Consider the following 16,174-nt stretch of genomic DNA (forward strand, 5'->3'; position numbering starts at 1 on the left):
AATATTAATCAATGACCCTTATGATTGATTACATATTCACAAGGAGTCTAATTATGTATAAATCAATTGCTGTTGTCGGTGCCACGGGCATGCTTGGTTTACCTGTCGCAAAAGAGTTCGCTCGAGAGGGGAATAGCGTTCGTATCATTTCTCGAGATTCATCTAAAGCGCGAGATTTATTTAAAGGGCCGCGGTATGAGTTTGTTGAAGCAGACCTGTTTGATGAAGAAAGCTTAATTCCTGCGTTGAAGGGAGTTGAAGCGATTCATATCAACCTTAGTGGCAATAGCCCTGAGACTTACCTTCGTAATCACGTTGAGGGAACAAAGCGCATTCTTGGGGCTGTCGACAAATCGTCTATTAAACTTATTACCATGATTTCTACCGCGACGGCGTATGAAAAGAACAGTTTCCGAGTCGATACAAAGGCGAAACTAGAGGCAGAAAACCTACTAAAGAACAGTGGTATACCGTATATCACATATCTGCCGAGCTGGTTTTTCGAAACTTTAAATTTGTTGGTAGACCAAGAAACGGTCTCGACCATGTGTCAGTCAACTCAACCTCTACGCTGGATTAGCGCTCAAGACTACGCCAAAGCCGTCGCACAAAGTTATAAATTGCCAGAGCTGTTTAATAAACGATTAACGTTGTTAGGGCCGGAAAGCTTCACAATCGCCGAAGCAGCGGATCTGTTTGCGCAAACTAAGAAACTTGGCAGATACCACATGACAGAAAGCGAGGCTTGGGACTATGCCAAAGAGGTGGGTGATGACACTTTACTGGATGCGGTCGATCTCTTGTCGTATACAGAGAAAGTTGGAGAACAGCCTGAACCTAGTACATTAGACCATCCTCTAACTGCTCGCACTCGTTTATCTGACTGGTTGTTGGCAAATTAAATGCTGATCACACAAGAAGGCTTTCATAAATTGAGAGCCTTAACAATCTCGTTTACTTAGAATCGTAAATAGAAAATCTTTCACATGTTTTATCTCTTGTTCCGTTCAAAGCTCGAAACGTATTTCATACCATCGATCAAAAATATCATTACGAAAGTCAATAAATTTCAGAGATTTTGTGCAGATAAAAAGCGAAGTGCGACAGGCTTAAATTTGTTAACTTATTGAAAAATAGCTAATATTTTCGATATGTATGGATGCATATTTTGTAACACTTATGAGATAGAAAAATGCAACTAGGTGATATGCGTTCGAGTTAGTATGGCAATTGAGTTCAATCTTCTAAGTTAATGGAACAAAAATCACAAATCCAGGCTTGGTCTTAATCATACAGAGAGATACAAATGAAATTCAATAAATCGTATTTAGCGGTGGCGGTTGTTTCTGGAATCATGTTAAGCGGTTGTGGTAGCGATTCAAATTCTTCAGGGTCCCAAGGTGGTGACGATACAGCAAAAGAAAAACAGATCACCGTCATTGATGGTTATGTGGGTGGTGCTGAAGTTTGTGCTGATACCAATAATGATCGTAGTTGTGGTGTGTAACTTGGTTTTACATCTGAAGATGGTACCTTCACCATTAAAGAAGAGTACATTGATTATCCTATTGTAACTCGAATTATTGCTGGTCAGTCTACAGACAGTGATCGTATTGGTTTCGTTCAAAGCTCCTACGATATGGTAGCAAACTCTGAGTCAGGCGTAGTGACGCCATTTACAACGCTTGCAGAAGCCTCGGGCGTTACGGTTGAAGAGTTGGCTGCAACCCTAAATGTGCCGAAAGAAGTGATTACTGGCGACTATGTTGCAGCGAAAGTTGGAAGTGAAGCTGAAGATGCAAAAGTAGCCCACGCTTTAGCGCGAGGACTAACCAAAGAGTTACCTCGTAACGCAGCAGATTTGGATTCGGTAGCATCAGAGCTTTTAGCAACTAGTGATGAGCTCAAGAGCGAGATTGATGAGTTCCAAAACTCTGGAGAAGACCTAGATGGTGTGGATTTTGTAAAGGATGCTAACGGTGATTTCCAGCAAGAAAAGATAATTAGCGATCTTCAAGAATATCTAGTTGCAGATAGTGACACTATCTGGTCATTTATCAGCCTCAACGAGCGATATGCTTCAGATGAGGGTGTGGAGAAAATTAAATTCACTGTTGATGAGGCATGCATCTTCGAGAATGGGGCATTTGACGATTGTTTCCCTTATACCATGACAGGTAACGACTTTATCGTTGAGGGTGAAGATGGAGTTACAACAGATAGCTTTATCTACACATCGCAGAGCCTTGCTCTTGCTGTTCCGGTTCAAGACCAAGACTTGATACTATGGTCAATTAACGACCTAGAAGGCCAAGGCTTGTCTTTTGAGGACGGTCTGTTCAGTGATAGAAAATGGTATTTTATTTGGGATGAGTCGGAGACTATACACCAGATCCAGTACTAGTCACCATGGACTTTAAGGCAGATGGCACATTAGCTATGAGTGAGGACGGTCGTGACGACAGTCAGGGCCTTTGGTCTGTTGTTGATGGGGAGCTGCTTCTTGACATTGATGGGGAGGGAGTCGTGATGACCTACCAAGATACCAACGGTCGCCTACTTGTAATATCTGAAACTGAACGTGGCGGTGCTTTCTCAATTGCTACTGAAGAAGAAGATTTGGCGGAAAACCTAATCAAAAAATGGACTTCAGTTAACTAGTCAATGGATGCAGACCTATGCCTCAGTAATTCGCAACTTAAGATAAGTTACGACTTGTTTAGGATTTAGTTTTTTATGTTTGCATTTAAGGGCGGCTCGGTGAGCCGCCCTGTTTTATTGATTGTCCCTTTGCAAAATTACTTCTCTCTCACGTAAGAGGTTTGAATTAAGGTATCGAGTACTACTTCGCTTTTGGTTACTTTGAAGTTCAATGGTTTTTGTAGGTCGCCAAACAACGGTGCGCCGCCGCCAAGTAGGATAGGGAAGCGTGTGATAACCATTTCATCAATTAGGTCTTCTTTAAGGAAGTTTTGAATAGTTACGCCGCCATCGATATAGAGATCTTTGTAGCCTTTAGCATTCAATTCCTTGATGACATTTCTTAGCTCACCATTGATCAAGAAAACTTTGTCCTCGTAGCCTTGTGGAACTTCTGTCATGGTGTTGCTCAATACAAATACTGGTTTTGAGTACGGCCAATCGCAATCAAAACTCAATACTACATCGAGTGTATTTCGTCCCATCACCAAGCCATCTACTCGCTCCATCAATGCAAAGAAGCCTGTATCAACATTATCTGGATTGGGTACTGACTCTAGCCAATCGAGTTTGCCTTGTTTATCTGCAATGAACCCATCTAGACTGGTTGCAATAAATACGATGTTTGCCATAAGTACCTCACAAAATTAGATGCGCTTGAATGGAGAAATAAAGTGATTTAAAATTAATTCTACATTGTAGAATTAATTTTAGTTTATCGGGTAGAGCAAATGGCTGTCAATGAAAAAAAACGCGGAAGACCTGTGGGGAAACAGTCACAACTGAATGCTGAAAACATCTTAGTAACGGCTAAGTGTTTGATGAGAATGAATGGGAAAGTCCCAAGTGTCCGTTTGCTTGCGACTGAACTGAATGTCGACCCAATGGCGATTTATTACTACTTTAAAAACAAGAATGCACTACTGGAGGCACTTACGACATCGCTTGTCGCGGACATTTATCAGCCGCAAGAAAATTCACAATGGCAAGAGGAATTGAAGCGATTATGTGTCAGTTATATCGAACTGTTGAGGGAGTATAGTGGGCTTCTTCAAACTATGCTGAGTATGACATCCCACGGCCCAGCGCATGTCTTTACGGAGCGATATCAAGTTATTGTTGCCCCTTTGGCTCTAGGTAAAAAGGTGGAGAAAGACGGCCTTGACTTGTTAGCCGACTATTTACATGGTTTCGCGTTTTCGACTAGTTGTTGTAGTGATACGAGTTTAATCAAACCCGAAATGATGGACGGGCCACTAAGGTTGATTTGTCGCTCTCTAGAAAAAGCTTGAATGTTATTGTCGTTATACTGCCGTCGAAATTCGCACTAATCCCTACCACACAAACAGATAAAACGTAAAAACGCACCTCAATAGATGCGTTCGAAAAAGAGTAGACGTGCTTGTCAGTGATGCCTTGGTTGGTTCAATCTAATAGGAACTGAATCGCAAGTTCATAGCCCTTGGTGCCCATTCCTACAATGGTACCCGCCGCGACAGGTGAAATGTAAGAGTGATGGCGAAATGACTCGCGGGCATGCACGTTGGATATGTGGACTTCAATAACAGGGACATCCACGCCTTTGATAGCATCGTGTAGGGCGATAGATGTGTGGGTATAGGCGCCTGGGTTGAACACAATGCCAGCTAGACTGCCATTTTTGAACTCTACCCCTGCTTGATGAATAGCGTTGATCAACTCGCCTTCAATGTTGCTTTGAAAAGCTTGAGTTTGACAGTCCCATTTTTGCGCAACTCGTTGGCAATTGGCTTCAACATCGGCGAGGGTTTCATGCCCATATTGAGTGGGTTCACGAGATCCCAACAGATTAAGATTTGGGCCATTCAAAATTAAAATCTTTTTCACGATATACGTCCTTACTATCTGGTGTTCGATTTCTTTAATACTGTACTTCGAGTAGCGGTTCGAGGCGAGACTTACGAAATGTTTCGAACTGATTTTTTGCCACTTTTTTCTGAGTAAACAGCTCAAATGCATCGATTGCTTGATGAATAAACAGTTGCTCTCCCGTTATCACTGTCATGTTTTTCTTTTGCGCCTGGCATATGAAAGGCGTATTGATCGGTGTATATACGGCATCAAATACCCAAGATTGTTTCTCAATTAAGTTGAGAGGGACTGCGCTGCCAGGGTGAGCGTAATGACCAAGAGGTGTGCAATTAACAACACCGTCTGCAGAGGCGATCGCATCTGACAGAGCTCGCTCAGTAAGCATTTCTACTTTGCCAAAGCGGTTACCGAGCGCAGCGGAAAGTGTCTGCATCTTTTTCAGATCTTTATCGTACAGTGATATGGACGCTGCTTGCAGTTCCTGCAAAGCGGTAGCGATTGCCTTGCCCACGCCCCCGCAACCTACGATAACCACTTTTCCAGGTAAGGCTTGTCGGTTAGCTCGATAAGCTTTAATGAAACCAGAGTAGTCAGTGTTAAAGGCATGAATCTTTCCATGCTTGAACAATAAAGTATTAGCGGCGCAGACTTTTTTTGCACTGCTGTCTACTTCATCAGCAATACTATAGGCGAGTTCTTTATAGGGATAAGTGACGTTAGCGCAACTGATTCCTTGGTGCTGCAGTTGATAGGAAAGGCCGAGAAACTGGGTAAAAGTAGAGTGATCCAACTCTTTAAGCTGATAATCAAGATCGATATCAAGATATTTGGATAGCTGGTTGTGAAATAGGGGAGACATGGATTTGGCAATGTCTTTTCCAATAAGGCGGCATTGAATCATATCGTTTATCTCTTCTGTTTATGATTTCAACTCATCATAAATTTTCTTTCCTTAATATCCTCATTCGTTTTATTAGAAATCCATTCAGTTTTTGCTAATTGAATCAAGAGATAGTGCTATGGCTAAGGGCGTTCGAGGCTGGGCGAGTTGTGTTTTCTCAAAAACTTATACCATCAAAATAAATTGAAATAGTCGTGAAGTGGGGTTGGTCGCTATAGTGATTTCACAGTAAAACAACAGCCTATTTTGTGCTCGGTTGTTATACAGATGATTGGTTGCTATGTGATTCAGTGGAGATAATGTGATGAGTCAAAATATTGTTGTACAGAACATACAGCGAGTGGATAACGCTTTAATCGAAGGTTTAAGAAAGTGTGGTGTCGCGACGATTCATGAAGCTCAAGGTCGCCGAGGGCTGTTAGCTCATTATTTACGCCCAATCTTTGAATGTGAAGCGGTTGCTGGCTCGGCCCTTACTATTTCGGGTGCTGCGGGGGATAACTGGATGATGCATGTGGCGATTGAGCAAGCGAAGCCAGGAGACTTTTTAGTGTTTGCGCCAACCAGTCCGTCCAGTCATGGCTACTTTGGTGATCTGCTTGCGACATCGGCGCAAAGCCGTGGAGTTGTCGGTTTAATCATCGACGGTGGAGTGCGCGATACCCGCGACTTACGCGAAATGAACTTTCCTGTTTGGTCAAAAGCTGTCTTCAGTGAAGGCACAATCAAAGAGACACTAGGCTCAGTAAACATTCCGATGAATTGCGCCAATGAGATTATTTACCCTGGTGACGTCATTATTGCTGATGAGGACGGTGTGGTCGTGGTACGCCGGGACGAAGCTGAGGAAGTTCTGCATGCGTCGTTAGCTCGTATAGAGCGAGAAGAGCAAAAAAGGGTTCGCTTGGCGAATGGCGAGTTGGGTTTGGATATTTACGATATGCGAGGCCGCTTAGCTGAAAAAGGGCTGAAGTATGTCTAGCGGAATTCCGTGTATGTGGATGCGTTCAGGAACATCGAAAGGGGCGTACTTTTTACGTTCAGATCTACCTGAAGACACGACTGAGCGAGACTCGCTACTGTTATCCATTATGGGCTCGCCAGACTCACGTCAGATAGACGGTATCGGTGGCGCCGATCCGCTGACTTCGAAAGTGGCGATTGTCGAACGCTCTTCTCGACTGAATGTGGATGTCGATTACCTGTTCTTACAAGTGTTTGTCGATCAAGCTTGGTAAGTGGCAAGCAAAACTGTGGAAACATACTTGCGGGTGTGGCTGCTTTTGCGATTGAACGCGGGCTGGTGGCTGCCAATCAGGGGCAAACAGACGTGCGGATATTCATGGAGAATACTCAGCAAGTCGCGACGGTTACGGTGCAAACGCCAAACCGAGAAGTCACCTATCAAGGTGAATGCAGCATCGATGGCGTGCCTAATACAGCCGCTCCTATTGAAGTAACGTTTGAGAATACGGCCGGCTCGACGTGTGGCTCTTTATTGCCAAGCGGGAGTGCGCTTGATGTGATTGATGGTGTAGAAGTCACGTTAATCGATAACGGCATGCCAGTGGTTGTTCTAAAGGCGTCAGATTTTGGATTAACAGGGCAAGAGTCTAGAGATGAGCTTGAGACTAATAGCGAACTGAAGCAGCGGCTAGAGTCTATTAGACTTCAAGCCGGTCCCAAAATGAACTTAGGGGACGTGACCAATCTTTCTGTCCCTAAAATGTCGCTGATAAGTCCAGCGTCATCAGGTGGTATGGTTTCAACACGAACATTTATTCCGCATCGTTGCCATGCCTCCATTGGCGTTCTTGGCGCAGTCAGTGTTGCGACAGCCTGTTTGATCCCTAGTTCTCCTGCTAATCAAATGGTGGCGTCATTATTAGAAAATTTAAAAGACCAAAGTCGTATTGAGGTGGATGTCGAACACCCGATTGGCAAGATGACCATTGTATTGAACTTAGATAACCAACGAGTCTACTCCGCGGCGAATTTGCGTACCGCGAGAAAACTGTTTGACGGCGTCGTGTTTGCCTAAGCGAAACCAAGCTTGGCAAGGACTTCAAACCTAGAAGGATAGATCATGGATAAAGATTACTTACCGTTTCACCCAAACCCAAGTAAGCCAGCATTTGAAGTGCCGAAAGGTGCAGTGGATGCACATTGTCATGTCTTCGGACCTGCGTCGCAATTCCCATATTCTCCTAAGCGAAAGTACACGCCATGTGACGCGTCTAAGGAACAGCTGTTTGCTCTGCGTGACTACTTAGGTTTTGAACGTAATGTCATTGTTCAAGCCTCGTGCCATGGTACAGACAATGCAGCGCTTATTGATGCGTTAAATACGGCTGGTGACTTGGCAAGAGGTATCGCTTTCGTTGATGAAAACGTCACTGATGAAGAGTTGGTAATGATGGACAAAGCGGGAGTACGCGGTGTGCGTTTTAACTTTGTAAAACGCCTTGTGGATACAGCCCCTAAGTCGGTGTTAAAGATAATTGCCGACAAGGTACGTCCACTAGGTTGGCACATAGTCGTTTACTTCGAAGCTCAAGACATAGATGAAGTGGCGCCATTCCTTGATGAGTTAGATATGACGGTAGTGGTCGACCATATGGGACGCCCAGATATCGCAGCCGGCGTAGATAGCGAAAACTTCAACAAGTTCATTGCCATGATGGAACGAAATCCAAACATTTGGACTAAGGTCAGTTGTCCAGAGCGATTGACACAAACGCCGCCAGATTATTCTGATGTGGTGCCATTTGCAAAAGCGTTAGTGGAACAGTTTCCAACGCGCGTTTTGTGGGGAACTGACTGGCCGCACCCAAACATGAAATCCCATACACCAGATGATGGACACCTTGTCGACGTAATTCCACTAATAGCGACAACGCCTGAGCTTCAACAAGCCCTACTAATTACCAACCCAATGAAACTGTATTGGTCTGAGAGCGAGTAATCTTATGTCTTATTTAGAAAAGAAACATCAAATTCCAGGAACCACCATGTTTGATGGTGAGATGGCGCAGAAAGGCTATCCGCTGAACAAAATGTGCTATTCGCTCAATGGCCAGCAAGGACGCGACGAGTTCAAAGCTGACGAAATGGCGTATTGCGACAAGTTTGGATTAAGCGAAGCGCAGAAAATAGCTGTGCGTGATAGAGATGTGCTAGGGCTAATTGAGCAAGGTGGCAGCATCTATTATCTCGCTAAGTTTGTCGGCATGTTGGGGCTGAATGTACAAGACATTGGCGCTATTCAAACGGGTAAAACACTGGAAGAATTTAAACAAATGCTAGTAGAGGCAGGGAAATAGTTATGGCTAACATTATCGGCGGTATTACCACATCACACATTCCTGCCATTGGCAGAGCAATCGATCAAAACCTGCAGCAAACGGACTATTGGAAGCCGCTATTTGACGCGTACCCGCCCATTCACCAATGGCTAGAAGTTAAACAGCCAGACGTCGCGATCGTGTTTTACAACGATCATGGGTTGGAATTCTTTCTAGATAAGAAACCGACATTTGCTATTGGAGTGGCGGCCAGTTATCAAAATGCGGATGAGGGTTGGGGCATCCCAACTATCCCAACAATCAACGGTTACCCAGAGCTATCTTGGCATATTTGCAATCAGCTAGTAGAGAACGAGTTTGATATTACTATCTGCCAAGAGATGAAGGTCGACCATGGCTTAACGGTACCAATGCAGCTAATGTGGCCTGGTCATAGTTATTCGCACATGAAGGTTATTCCCGTGTGCATTAACGTCGAACAGCACCCAATGCCTTCTCCTAAACGTTGCTATGACTTAGGTCGCGCAATTGGTGAGGCAGTAGAGAGCTTTGGTGAAGACTTGAACGTTGTGGTACTTGGAACTGGCGGTCTATCTCATCAACTTGATGGAGAACGTGCAGGCTTTATTAACAAAGAATTCGATCTCTACTGTATGGAAAAGCTGATCAGTGAGCCGGAAGCATTAACCAAACTGTCCGTTTTTGATTTGGTTGAACAGGGCGGTGCTCAAGGGGCGGAGCTCATCATGTGGCTTGGAATGCGTGGAGCACTGACGGGTAGCTTGGAAGTGCTAATGAGTAATTATCACGCGCCGATTTCAAATACAGGTGCGGGCACAATGCTTATCGAAAACCACAAGTAAGCCAACTTCCAGAAGAACACAATAATAACGTCAGTGAGAGCCATTGATTGTCAGTAAGCCAGCCACGGTAAATGACGGTCAGTGGCTCGTTTTGTATGTAAGCCAGTTGGTTTGATAAATGTCAGTGTTAGTTATTACATCTAAGTCATGCATGTGACGAATAAATCATAAAAAAGATTACGTTTAATGCTGCCCTCTAGCACGGTTTTTGTAAACTCACGACCATATTGTGATAGCTGCATATATGGAAGGGTGAGTGAAACTAAAAGTGGTGCCTTATGGGCAAGAAGTCGGTGACCAACTGACCGACTTTGGACATTTAGAGCAAGTTCTAACAAGTCACAGCCAAGTTTGTGATTTTCATCATGAGTTACCTGATGAGCTGATGAGACAGTTAACTCCATTGCTGACGGGGGACTATCGTGCATACTTACAAGCGTTAAAACAGCAAATTGAGAGTGGTAATTGGAAGCTTGTCGATACTCCGCTGCAAGCTACTTATAGAAGTGCCGCTTACTCTAGCCATCATAATCCGATTACGTCCTATAAGACCTCCAAACAGACTGCATCTGAAACGTTGATCCAGAATACAGTCGATCAGCGAGAAGAGTTCGAATACTGCTTTGCACTTTCATGTTCGATGGCTGATTTCAAAAACATGTAGGGTGGGATATTGTGTTATCGGCGGTAGTAGACGATGAGCGAAATTTTAGTTGGAAAGAATCAGTTTCTTCATTGGGTTTTCTTCAGCATGCTATTACCAAAACTAACCTACCCAGAAAGCTCTACACTCAATCCGCTCAGTTAGCTGCACCAGTAAGTATTAGTCTCGTATCCCCCGTCGCGATGGGAACCAGTAAACCTAATGAATCGTTAATGCCGATCATGCCCGCAGTACAATTCGGTGATCGTTTAGGACTTGCTACACAAGGCTACTATTATCACTTCCATGACAGTAAGTTGGTTCAAGAGTACAAGATTCTCGGAGAGGGTAATTGTCGCTTCTGCCTAACTTATTCAGATGAAAACAAGCTTAGTGATGAACTCAGGCCTGTGAATATGCAGAGCGCTATTCCCGTGTACTGGAAAGTGGAAGGTACCGAATGCGAAAACCAGCATTTGTTGTATTTACCCGAGAAAATGACACCCGAACAGTTTCAATCGCTGAATAAGGCTTGGCTGGATAAAAAAGGAGTAGCCTTAAATCTCAATGAGCTTTTAAACGTAGGCCGGGGCAGTAACTCTAGTATCAACACATACCATGCTCCAACTCAGGTAATATATGAGCATCCCGGGAGGTTGTTGCACGGGAGCAGTGTTGTCGCATTGAATGATTCAAACTCTGTGGCAAGTGGTATCCCCATCGTTAATCTGCGTGCAGAGAGAGTGTTTCGTATCGGTGTGTTTTTTGATGGAACAGGGAACAACGATAGAATGATGTATACAAGGAGCTGCGTGGGAATAAATCACGCACTAATGTTGCTAGGTTATTAGCTGCTTATCCTCAAATTGATGGCGAGTCCGCTAAGATCTATGTCTCTGGTATAGGAACAACGGACATTAAAGACCCAAATCAAATACCAGAAATGGTAGACAACCAGTTAGACGAGACCAAATTGGAACAAGCTTTTGGTGTGAATTTGAATCAATTGTTTCTTGGTGACTTTTACGAGGCAATGAAATTGCAGAAAGTGCCGTTGTTTAACTATATTGATGGCGAAAATGGCGCGTTTTACAAATGGCAAAGCTGCTAAGTCAACTAAAGAGCACCTTAGTCGGGCTTTCTCAAAAAGGCGTGTATGAAGATATTACTCATATTGCTTTTGATGTGATTGGGTTTAGCCGTGGAGCTGCGTTGTCCCGACATTTCGTCAATGCTGTCTATGACGGTATCCCAGACTATTCTACATCTATCTCTGATGAACCCGTTGACGGGGAAGTTATCCCCAATTTACTTGCTGATGAAAGTAGCTCATCGTTTTCCAAGCGAGGTGGTTACCAAGTGGATAAAACCAAAACCGTTAGCGTCCGGTTTCTAGGGCTATTTGACACCGTAGCCTCGTTTTACTTGGCAGGAAACGACGACGAAGGCAACTTTAAGCAAGGTATCGAGCCCACTATGGTGAATACGGCGCTGCAAATCGTTGCGGCCCATGAATATCGTAGAAACTTTCCTTTGACATCGTTGGCGAGCAATCAGCAGCAATGGCTACCAGAGAACTTTCATGAAGAAGTCTTTCCGGGGTGTCATGCGGATATTGGTGGGGGATATCCCTCTATTTTGCAGTACGGACGCAAAGATTTGCCCCGCTACGTTGGGTTTCCTGTAGAAGAGTCTTACAATCGTGAGTTGGTGAAGACGGAGCCTTTCAGCATCCCATATCGTGGAGGAGGGTATGAACAAAGCCCTGAAGTTTTGGCCGTTTTAAAAGACAAATCAGAAACTTGGCGAAAGGTATGCTTTGAGTCCACAGGGCATTACGGTGAAGTGAAGTTGTACAACTGGACATTGCATTACTTCGAACTTCGGCCGGTAAGTGGAGGACTTGCTGGTGTGGCATTAGAAAGAATGAAGCAGCAAGGTCAGGTGGCTGGGATTAGGTGGGTTGAACCTGATTATCAGTCTAATATCACGCCGGACTATGTTGGTGATGATGTATGTAAGAGGCTTTGGGACGGAATAGAGAAAGTAGCATTGGGTGACGTTACTGAGCAATACTGGAAAGATATTCTAAAACATCACAAAAATGATTATGTTCATCGATCACACGATAAAGTAATCAACCTACCTTACAAGACGTTATACGAAACTATAGTAAATAGCGTGACATATCAAAATAGTGAGAAAACCATTTTGAAAAGGAATATTTGGGATAATGACTAAAATATCTAAACTGATTTGCTGTGTTTTCCCTATGCTGGCCGCTATGGCTTGCTCAAGCTCACAGCCGCCAATAGGTGCAAAAATTGGTAACGCTGGTAGCGTTTCAGATTTCTATGGAATTCAGAGTGTATCTGTTCAATCTACTGGTGGAGGGTGGACAAGTTTTGGGTTTGGGGCGGTGAACGGATACCCTGGTGCAAGCGCTGATATAGGACGAACAGGGGTACCTAAGCGCATAAATGGAGTTTGGCGAAAAGGGTGGGATCTGAACGAGCAACTAATCTACTATCGCATTGATGAGCCGATCGATTCTTCACTAGCTGAGAAGAAAATGAAAGCAATGCATGACTACTACAAAGAGTTCTCTACCGCGTGGCCTGTAATGCAAGTCGTGGTTGATGAGGACAACATCATGTTGTTATACACATTTTCTTGCTATTCCAAGATAGATAATTGCGCGCCAAAGGATAACGCTGACCCGAATGGCTGGGTGGTAAAAAGCCCTGAGAACCTGACAGACGTTGTTGTCTTGTTTGAAGGTATAGGTGAAACATCGCTTACACCTTTTGAATAGCAAAAACTTTTAGGTTCTATTTCTTTAGATGCTGATGGCTTTGTTTTCACAAATAGGTTTAACGTGTTCAAGATAAAGCTGTAGGTGATGGATTGACTGTTAAGTAGTGAGTGTCACTATTTAATCAGGCTTATTATGCTGGATCTGCATTTTAAATGATTTGTAAGTATCAGAATTGTTGATTTCATATTTTTTGGTTTAGCTTCATGTATGATTCACATGTCATTAACATTTGTCATTTTATTCCCTTTATTTCTGCTACCTTTCAGAGGCTTAGTAGATAACTTAAAATTAGATATAGCTGCTAAGTGGTTACCTATTAAAGCTTAGAGAACGCATAAAATACCAAGGAGGGCAATATGTGGGAATCCCCAACGACGGCAGTAGAGTGGCTTAAAACCAAAGGATTTACCCGAACAGCGGCGTCGGTAGAGTTTGCTAAGTGCCAGTTCCCTAGATTTGAAACGCATCAGCTCGGATTGAATGAAATGGAGGGACACGTTCGCTACGTAGCGCTTGTATTGCAGTTGCTCAATGTTCTAAGACCGGAGATTATAACGCGTCCTGTATTGGCAGATGTGCGCCTTTTCCAAGGTTTTTCTACGTCTAATCTTATTTACCTTACGAACAATGTCATCTTACCCAAGGTAAAAAATAAGTCTCCGGATTTTCTGATTCGCCAGATTATCCTGATTGAGCAAGAGTTAGCCGCTCCGGCAACACATAGTGTTGATTCATTTTTCAAGCACCATAGAAATCGCACAGCAGAAATCCTTTCCAAAAGAAGCAGTCTTGAAGCAGTTAATCAATTTGATCACGAGTTTAGAAGTAATCAAGCCAATATGTCTGAGCACCCTAGGACTAAGTTGGAAATTAAAAAGTCGGATGTTATTGCTAAAAATCTGACGAGTGATCCTGTGGTTTTTATGGGACTAAAGGCCGTACCAGAGCATGTAATGAAATCGATTCTGGTTAACGGTCTGGTGCCATTGAAGTACCTGAATAATCGATCGATTATGAGGAAGGCAGGGACAACGCTAACACTTCAAAATGATCGTCAAGCCAATTATTTGCGTCGTCGGTTCATTCTTGACCTACCTAGAACGTCGGCGGGCAATTTGAACGTCTACAAACTATTACAAATGGCCAACGCTCATAAATCCGGCCCTGGAGTAACCAGTTCTGGATTCCACTCTACTAGTGGTAAGCCAGGATACGCTGCCCAGTATTCTCAAGGCTCAGCTAGCAGTAGTCCTCTTAGGGTCTCTTACAACATGTGTTTGGGAATAAGAGTCACTGACAAGTCGTTTCCTCTGATCATCCAAGACGGTATTGAAAACTGGAACAGATACCATTCAGAGAAAAAAATCGTCATGGCGTTTTCCAAAGAGTCTAAGAACTGGAAACATGACTATGAATCAGAAATTCTACTTGGCGGGGCTACCCCTGCGAGTGATTTTGTTTACATAGGTCTTGCGAAAGTTACCGCTGTATTGGGCATGGGAATGAAGATTCGAGGTAAGAAAGTCAAAACTAAGAAGATGCGACACAAAGATCTACCACCTATGGTTTCTTTGTACGACTGATAAGAGACGAACTCGCTACAGCAGAATTAAACAAGCCCTCGATAATAATCGAGGGCTTTTAAGTTTCTATTTTCATGTCTCTATGGGAGCTTGAACCGCAAGAGCTATTGTTTTGTTAGCCAGTAATGTTTTGCTAGATCCCCAGTAATTCTTTCACCGTTCATGCCTAGCTTCATCAATACGTTTTCACCCACAAAGTATTGGTTTGGAGCTGACTGCTGCTCTAGCGTAATGGTGTTGCCTAGTTCATTCCAGATGAACTGACCCTCTGAAGTAAACCGTCCTTCCTGTTCGCCTTCATAACTTTGAACCAGTATGTAAGTCCCGTCTTTATTGAGGTTCAGTGTCACATTGATGCCACTGCAATCGGCGCAAGGCAGCTTGCCAATATAGGTACCATCCCAATCTAATGAGTTATTGGCATTGTGAGCAGGCTGAGCAAGGATAACTTCTTCAACTTCCGACGTTTCAGCTTGCTGGATAGCATCTGAAATATCACTGCTTGGCGCGTCAGATGCAACAACTTCGACCGCCTCAGGTATAGGGGTGTTGTCACAGCCGGTAATAATGGCCATGCTACATAGCAATAGCAGAGTTAGCTTTTTCATTGCGGATTTCCTCAGAATACTTAGCGTGAATACATCAACGATAGTAAACAATGGCCTTAAATTCTCGTCAGAACAATGCAATCAATTAATGGAGTTGTGTCAAATCTTTATCAGTTGATGAGATAGAGTAAATTCGTTAATCGTTTCGATAAAAATTGGCAGTTGATAGTTGAGGATAGTACGCTATAACCCCGCTCTCATTACATCCTTTAGAACAGACCAATACATGCAAAAACTTATCGAAGCTATTTCCAATCAAGGCTATTACATTTGGGATGACTTTATGTCTCCTGAGCAAGTTGAAACGTTGAAAAGCTGTTTACCTGACGAGTGGAATAAAGCCAAAATTGGACGTAATGACGACTCTGCGCGAATCGCCGACATAAGAAGTGACAAAATCTGTTGGCTGTCATCCGATCTTGGTGAACCTGTTCAACAATTCTTGAGTAAGATGGAAGTGATAAGGCAAGCGGCCAATCAAGCGTTTTTCCTCGGCCTATTTGAATATGAAGCGCACTTCGCGAAATATGAAGTTGGTGACTTTTACCAAAAGCATCTGGATTGCTTTAGAGGTAACGAAAATCGTCGTTTAACTACCGTATTCTACATGAATGACGAATGGAAAGATGAAGATGGTGGTGATTTGGTGGTCTACGACCTTGATGATAATGAACTACTCAAGATTAAGCCTAAAGCAGGTCGTCTTTTCGTATTTTTGTCTGAGCAGTTTCCACACGAAGTACTTCCAACAGAAAGAGAGCGATTCAGCATTGCGGGATGGTTTAGAACTAATGGCGTGAAAGATAATCTTTTGGATATTGCAAACTAAAAGTACCTGCGTTTTGGAATAACCTATATTCGCAAATAATTGGCTCTCTTCGTTATTCTGAACGGTTCTAATG

21 protein-coding genes are annotated in these 16,174 nt (G+C 43.5%); 17 read left to right on the forward strand and 4 right to left on the reverse strand.

The features are described 5' to 3' along the window. Positions 1–53: 53 nt before the first annotated feature. The 4 genes from UA76_RS09470 to UA76_RS09485 all read left to right on the forward strand — a co-directional run bounded on the left by UA76_RS09470 (position 54) and on the right by UA76_RS09485 (position 2,661). Positions 54–902, forward strand: a complete 849-nt coding sequence (locus UA76_RS09470) for an SDR family oxidoreductase (protein WP_047045313.1) — start codon at positions 54–56, stop codon at positions 900–902. 404 nt (positions 903–1,306) lie between these two features. After that, complete coding sequence (locus tag UA76_RS09475) at positions 1,307–1,507, forward strand: hypothetical protein (RefSeq protein ID WP_047045316.1); 201 nt, start codon at positions 1,307–1,309, stop codon at positions 1,505–1,507. 132 nt (positions 1,508–1,639) lie between these two features. Continuing rightward, on the forward strand, positions 1,640–2,404 hold the full coding sequence (locus UA76_RS09480; protein ID WP_047045319.1) for a hypothetical protein: 765 nt from the start codon (positions 1,640–1,642) through the stop codon (positions 2,402–2,404). Positions 2,405–2,439: 35 nt separating this feature from the next. Then, positions 2,440–2,661, forward strand: a complete 222-nt coding sequence (locus tag UA76_RS09485; RefSeq protein ID WP_157617612.1) for a hypothetical protein — start codon at positions 2,440–2,442, stop codon at positions 2,659–2,661. 137 nt (positions 2,662–2,798) lie between these two features. On the opposite strand, the gene UA76_RS09490 is transcribed toward UA76_RS09485, so the two are convergent. Beyond that, complete coding sequence (locus UA76_RS09490; protein WP_047045325.1) at positions 2,799–3,332, reverse strand: dihydrofolate reductase family protein; 534 nt, start codon at positions 3,330–3,332, stop codon at positions 2,799–2,801. Between the two features lie 99 nt (positions 3,333–3,431). Here UA76_RS09490 and UA76_RS09495 point away from each other — a divergent pair, with 99 nt between their 5' ends. After that, positions 3,432–3,992, forward strand: a complete 561-nt coding sequence (locus tag UA76_RS09495) for a TetR/AcrR family transcriptional regulator (RefSeq protein ID WP_047045327.1) — start codon at positions 3,432–3,434, stop codon at positions 3,990–3,992. 133 nt (positions 3,993–4,125) lie between these two features. Here the strand turns inward: UA76_RS09495 and aroQ are convergent, their stop codons facing one another. After that, the gene (gene aroQ, locus UA76_RS09500) at positions 4,126–4,566 is read right to left on the reverse strand and encodes a type II 3-dehydroquinate dehydratase (protein ID WP_047045329.1); all 441 of its coding nucleotides are present in this window, start codon (positions 4,564–4,566) and stop codon (positions 4,126–4,128) included. A gap of 34 nt (positions 4,567–4,600) precedes the next feature. Further along, entirely contained in the window at positions 4,601–5,452 is an 852-nt protein-coding gene (locus UA76_RS09505; protein ID WP_047045332.1) for a shikimate dehydrogenase family protein, read from the reverse strand. 304 nt (positions 5,453–5,756) lie between these two features. Between UA76_RS09505 and UA76_RS09510 the strand changes: the two genes are divergently transcribed. The 11 genes from UA76_RS09510 to UA76_RS09560 all read left to right on the forward strand — a co-directional run bounded on the left by UA76_RS09510 (position 5,757) and on the right by UA76_RS09560 (position 14,664). Continuing rightward, complete coding sequence (locus tag UA76_RS09510; protein ID WP_047045333.1) at positions 5,757–6,434, forward strand: 4-carboxy-4-hydroxy-2-oxoadipate aldolase/oxaloacetate decarboxylase; 678 nt, start codon at positions 5,757–5,759, stop codon at positions 6,432–6,434. Beyond that, positions 6,427–6,690 (forward strand): PrpF domain-containing protein, encoded by a 264-nt coding sequence (locus UA76_RS25195; RefSeq protein ID WP_272946014.1) that lies wholly within the window; start codon positions 6,427–6,429, stop codon positions 6,688–6,690. The genes UA76_RS09510 and UA76_RS25195 overlap by 8 nt, the downstream gene beginning before the upstream one ends. Then, positions 6,684–7,493 (forward strand): PrpF domain-containing protein, encoded by an 810-nt coding sequence (locus UA76_RS09515; protein ID WP_272946015.1) that lies wholly within the window; start codon positions 6,684–6,686, stop codon positions 7,491–7,493. Before UA76_RS25195 ends, UA76_RS09515 begins: the two co-directional genes overlap by 7 nt. 45 nt (positions 7,494–7,538) lie before the next feature. Further along, entirely contained in the window at positions 7,539–8,417 is an 879-nt protein-coding gene (locus UA76_RS09520; protein ID WP_047045337.1) for an amidohydrolase family protein, read from the forward strand. Positions 8,418–8,421: 4 nt separating this feature from the next. Then, a complete protein-coding gene (locus UA76_RS09525) occupies positions 8,422–8,775 on the forward strand; it encodes a protocatechuate 4,5-dioxygenase subunit alpha (RefSeq protein WP_047045339.1) in 354 nt (117 codons plus the stop codon). 2 nt (positions 8,776–8,777) lie between these two features. Beyond that, positions 8,778–9,620, forward strand: a complete 843-nt coding sequence (locus UA76_RS09530) for a class III extradiol dioxygenase family protein (RefSeq protein ID WP_047045343.1) — start codon at positions 8,778–8,780, stop codon at positions 9,618–9,620. A gap of 256 nt (positions 9,621–9,876) precedes the next feature. Then, the gene (locus UA76_RS24605; RefSeq protein ID WP_047045345.1) at positions 9,877–10,284 is read left to right on the forward strand and encodes a hypothetical protein; all 408 of its coding nucleotides are present in this window, start codon (positions 9,877–9,879) and stop codon (positions 10,282–10,284) included. 11 nt (positions 10,285–10,295) lie between these two features. After that, positions 10,296–11,114 (forward strand): hypothetical protein, encoded by an 819-nt coding sequence (locus UA76_RS24610; protein WP_052771999.1) that lies wholly within the window; start codon positions 10,296–10,298, stop codon positions 11,112–11,114. A 244-nt stretch (positions 11,115–11,358) separates the two neighbouring features. Further along, on the forward strand, positions 11,359–12,504 hold the full coding sequence (locus UA76_RS09545; protein ID WP_075202560.1) for a T6SS phospholipase effector Tle1-like catalytic domain-containing protein: 1,146 nt from the start codon (positions 11,359–11,361) through the stop codon (positions 12,502–12,504). Continuing rightward, positions 12,497–13,078: a hypothetical protein gene (locus UA76_RS09555; RefSeq protein WP_047045350.1), complete on the forward strand. Its 582-nt coding sequence runs from the start codon at positions 12,497–12,499 to the stop codon at positions 13,076–13,078. Before UA76_RS09545 ends, UA76_RS09555 begins: the two co-directional genes overlap by 8 nt. A 359-nt stretch (positions 13,079–13,437) precedes the next feature. Next, entirely contained in the window at positions 13,438–14,664 is a 1,227-nt protein-coding gene (locus UA76_RS09560) for a hypothetical protein (RefSeq protein WP_047045353.1), read from the forward strand. A gap of 104 nt (positions 14,665–14,768) precedes the next feature. On the opposite strand, the gene UA76_RS09565 is transcribed toward UA76_RS09560, so the two are convergent. Next, positions 14,769–15,272, reverse strand: a complete 504-nt coding sequence (locus UA76_RS09565) for a copper resistance protein NlpE (RefSeq protein WP_047045355.1) — start codon at positions 15,270–15,272, stop codon at positions 14,769–14,771. A gap of 226 nt (positions 15,273–15,498) precedes the next feature. Between UA76_RS09565 and UA76_RS09570 the strand changes: the two genes are divergently transcribed. Then, a complete protein-coding gene (locus tag UA76_RS09570; RefSeq protein WP_047045358.1) occupies positions 15,499–16,101 on the forward strand; it encodes a 2OG-Fe(II) oxygenase in 603 nt (200 codons plus the stop codon). Positions 16,102–16,174: the final 73 nt, after the last annotated feature.

Origin of the sequence: Vibrio mexicanus, assembly GCF_001012815.1 — a bacterium.
Taxonomy (GTDB): domain Bacteria; phylum Pseudomonadota; class Gammaproteobacteria; order Enterobacterales; family Vibrionaceae; genus Vibrio; species Vibrio mexicanus.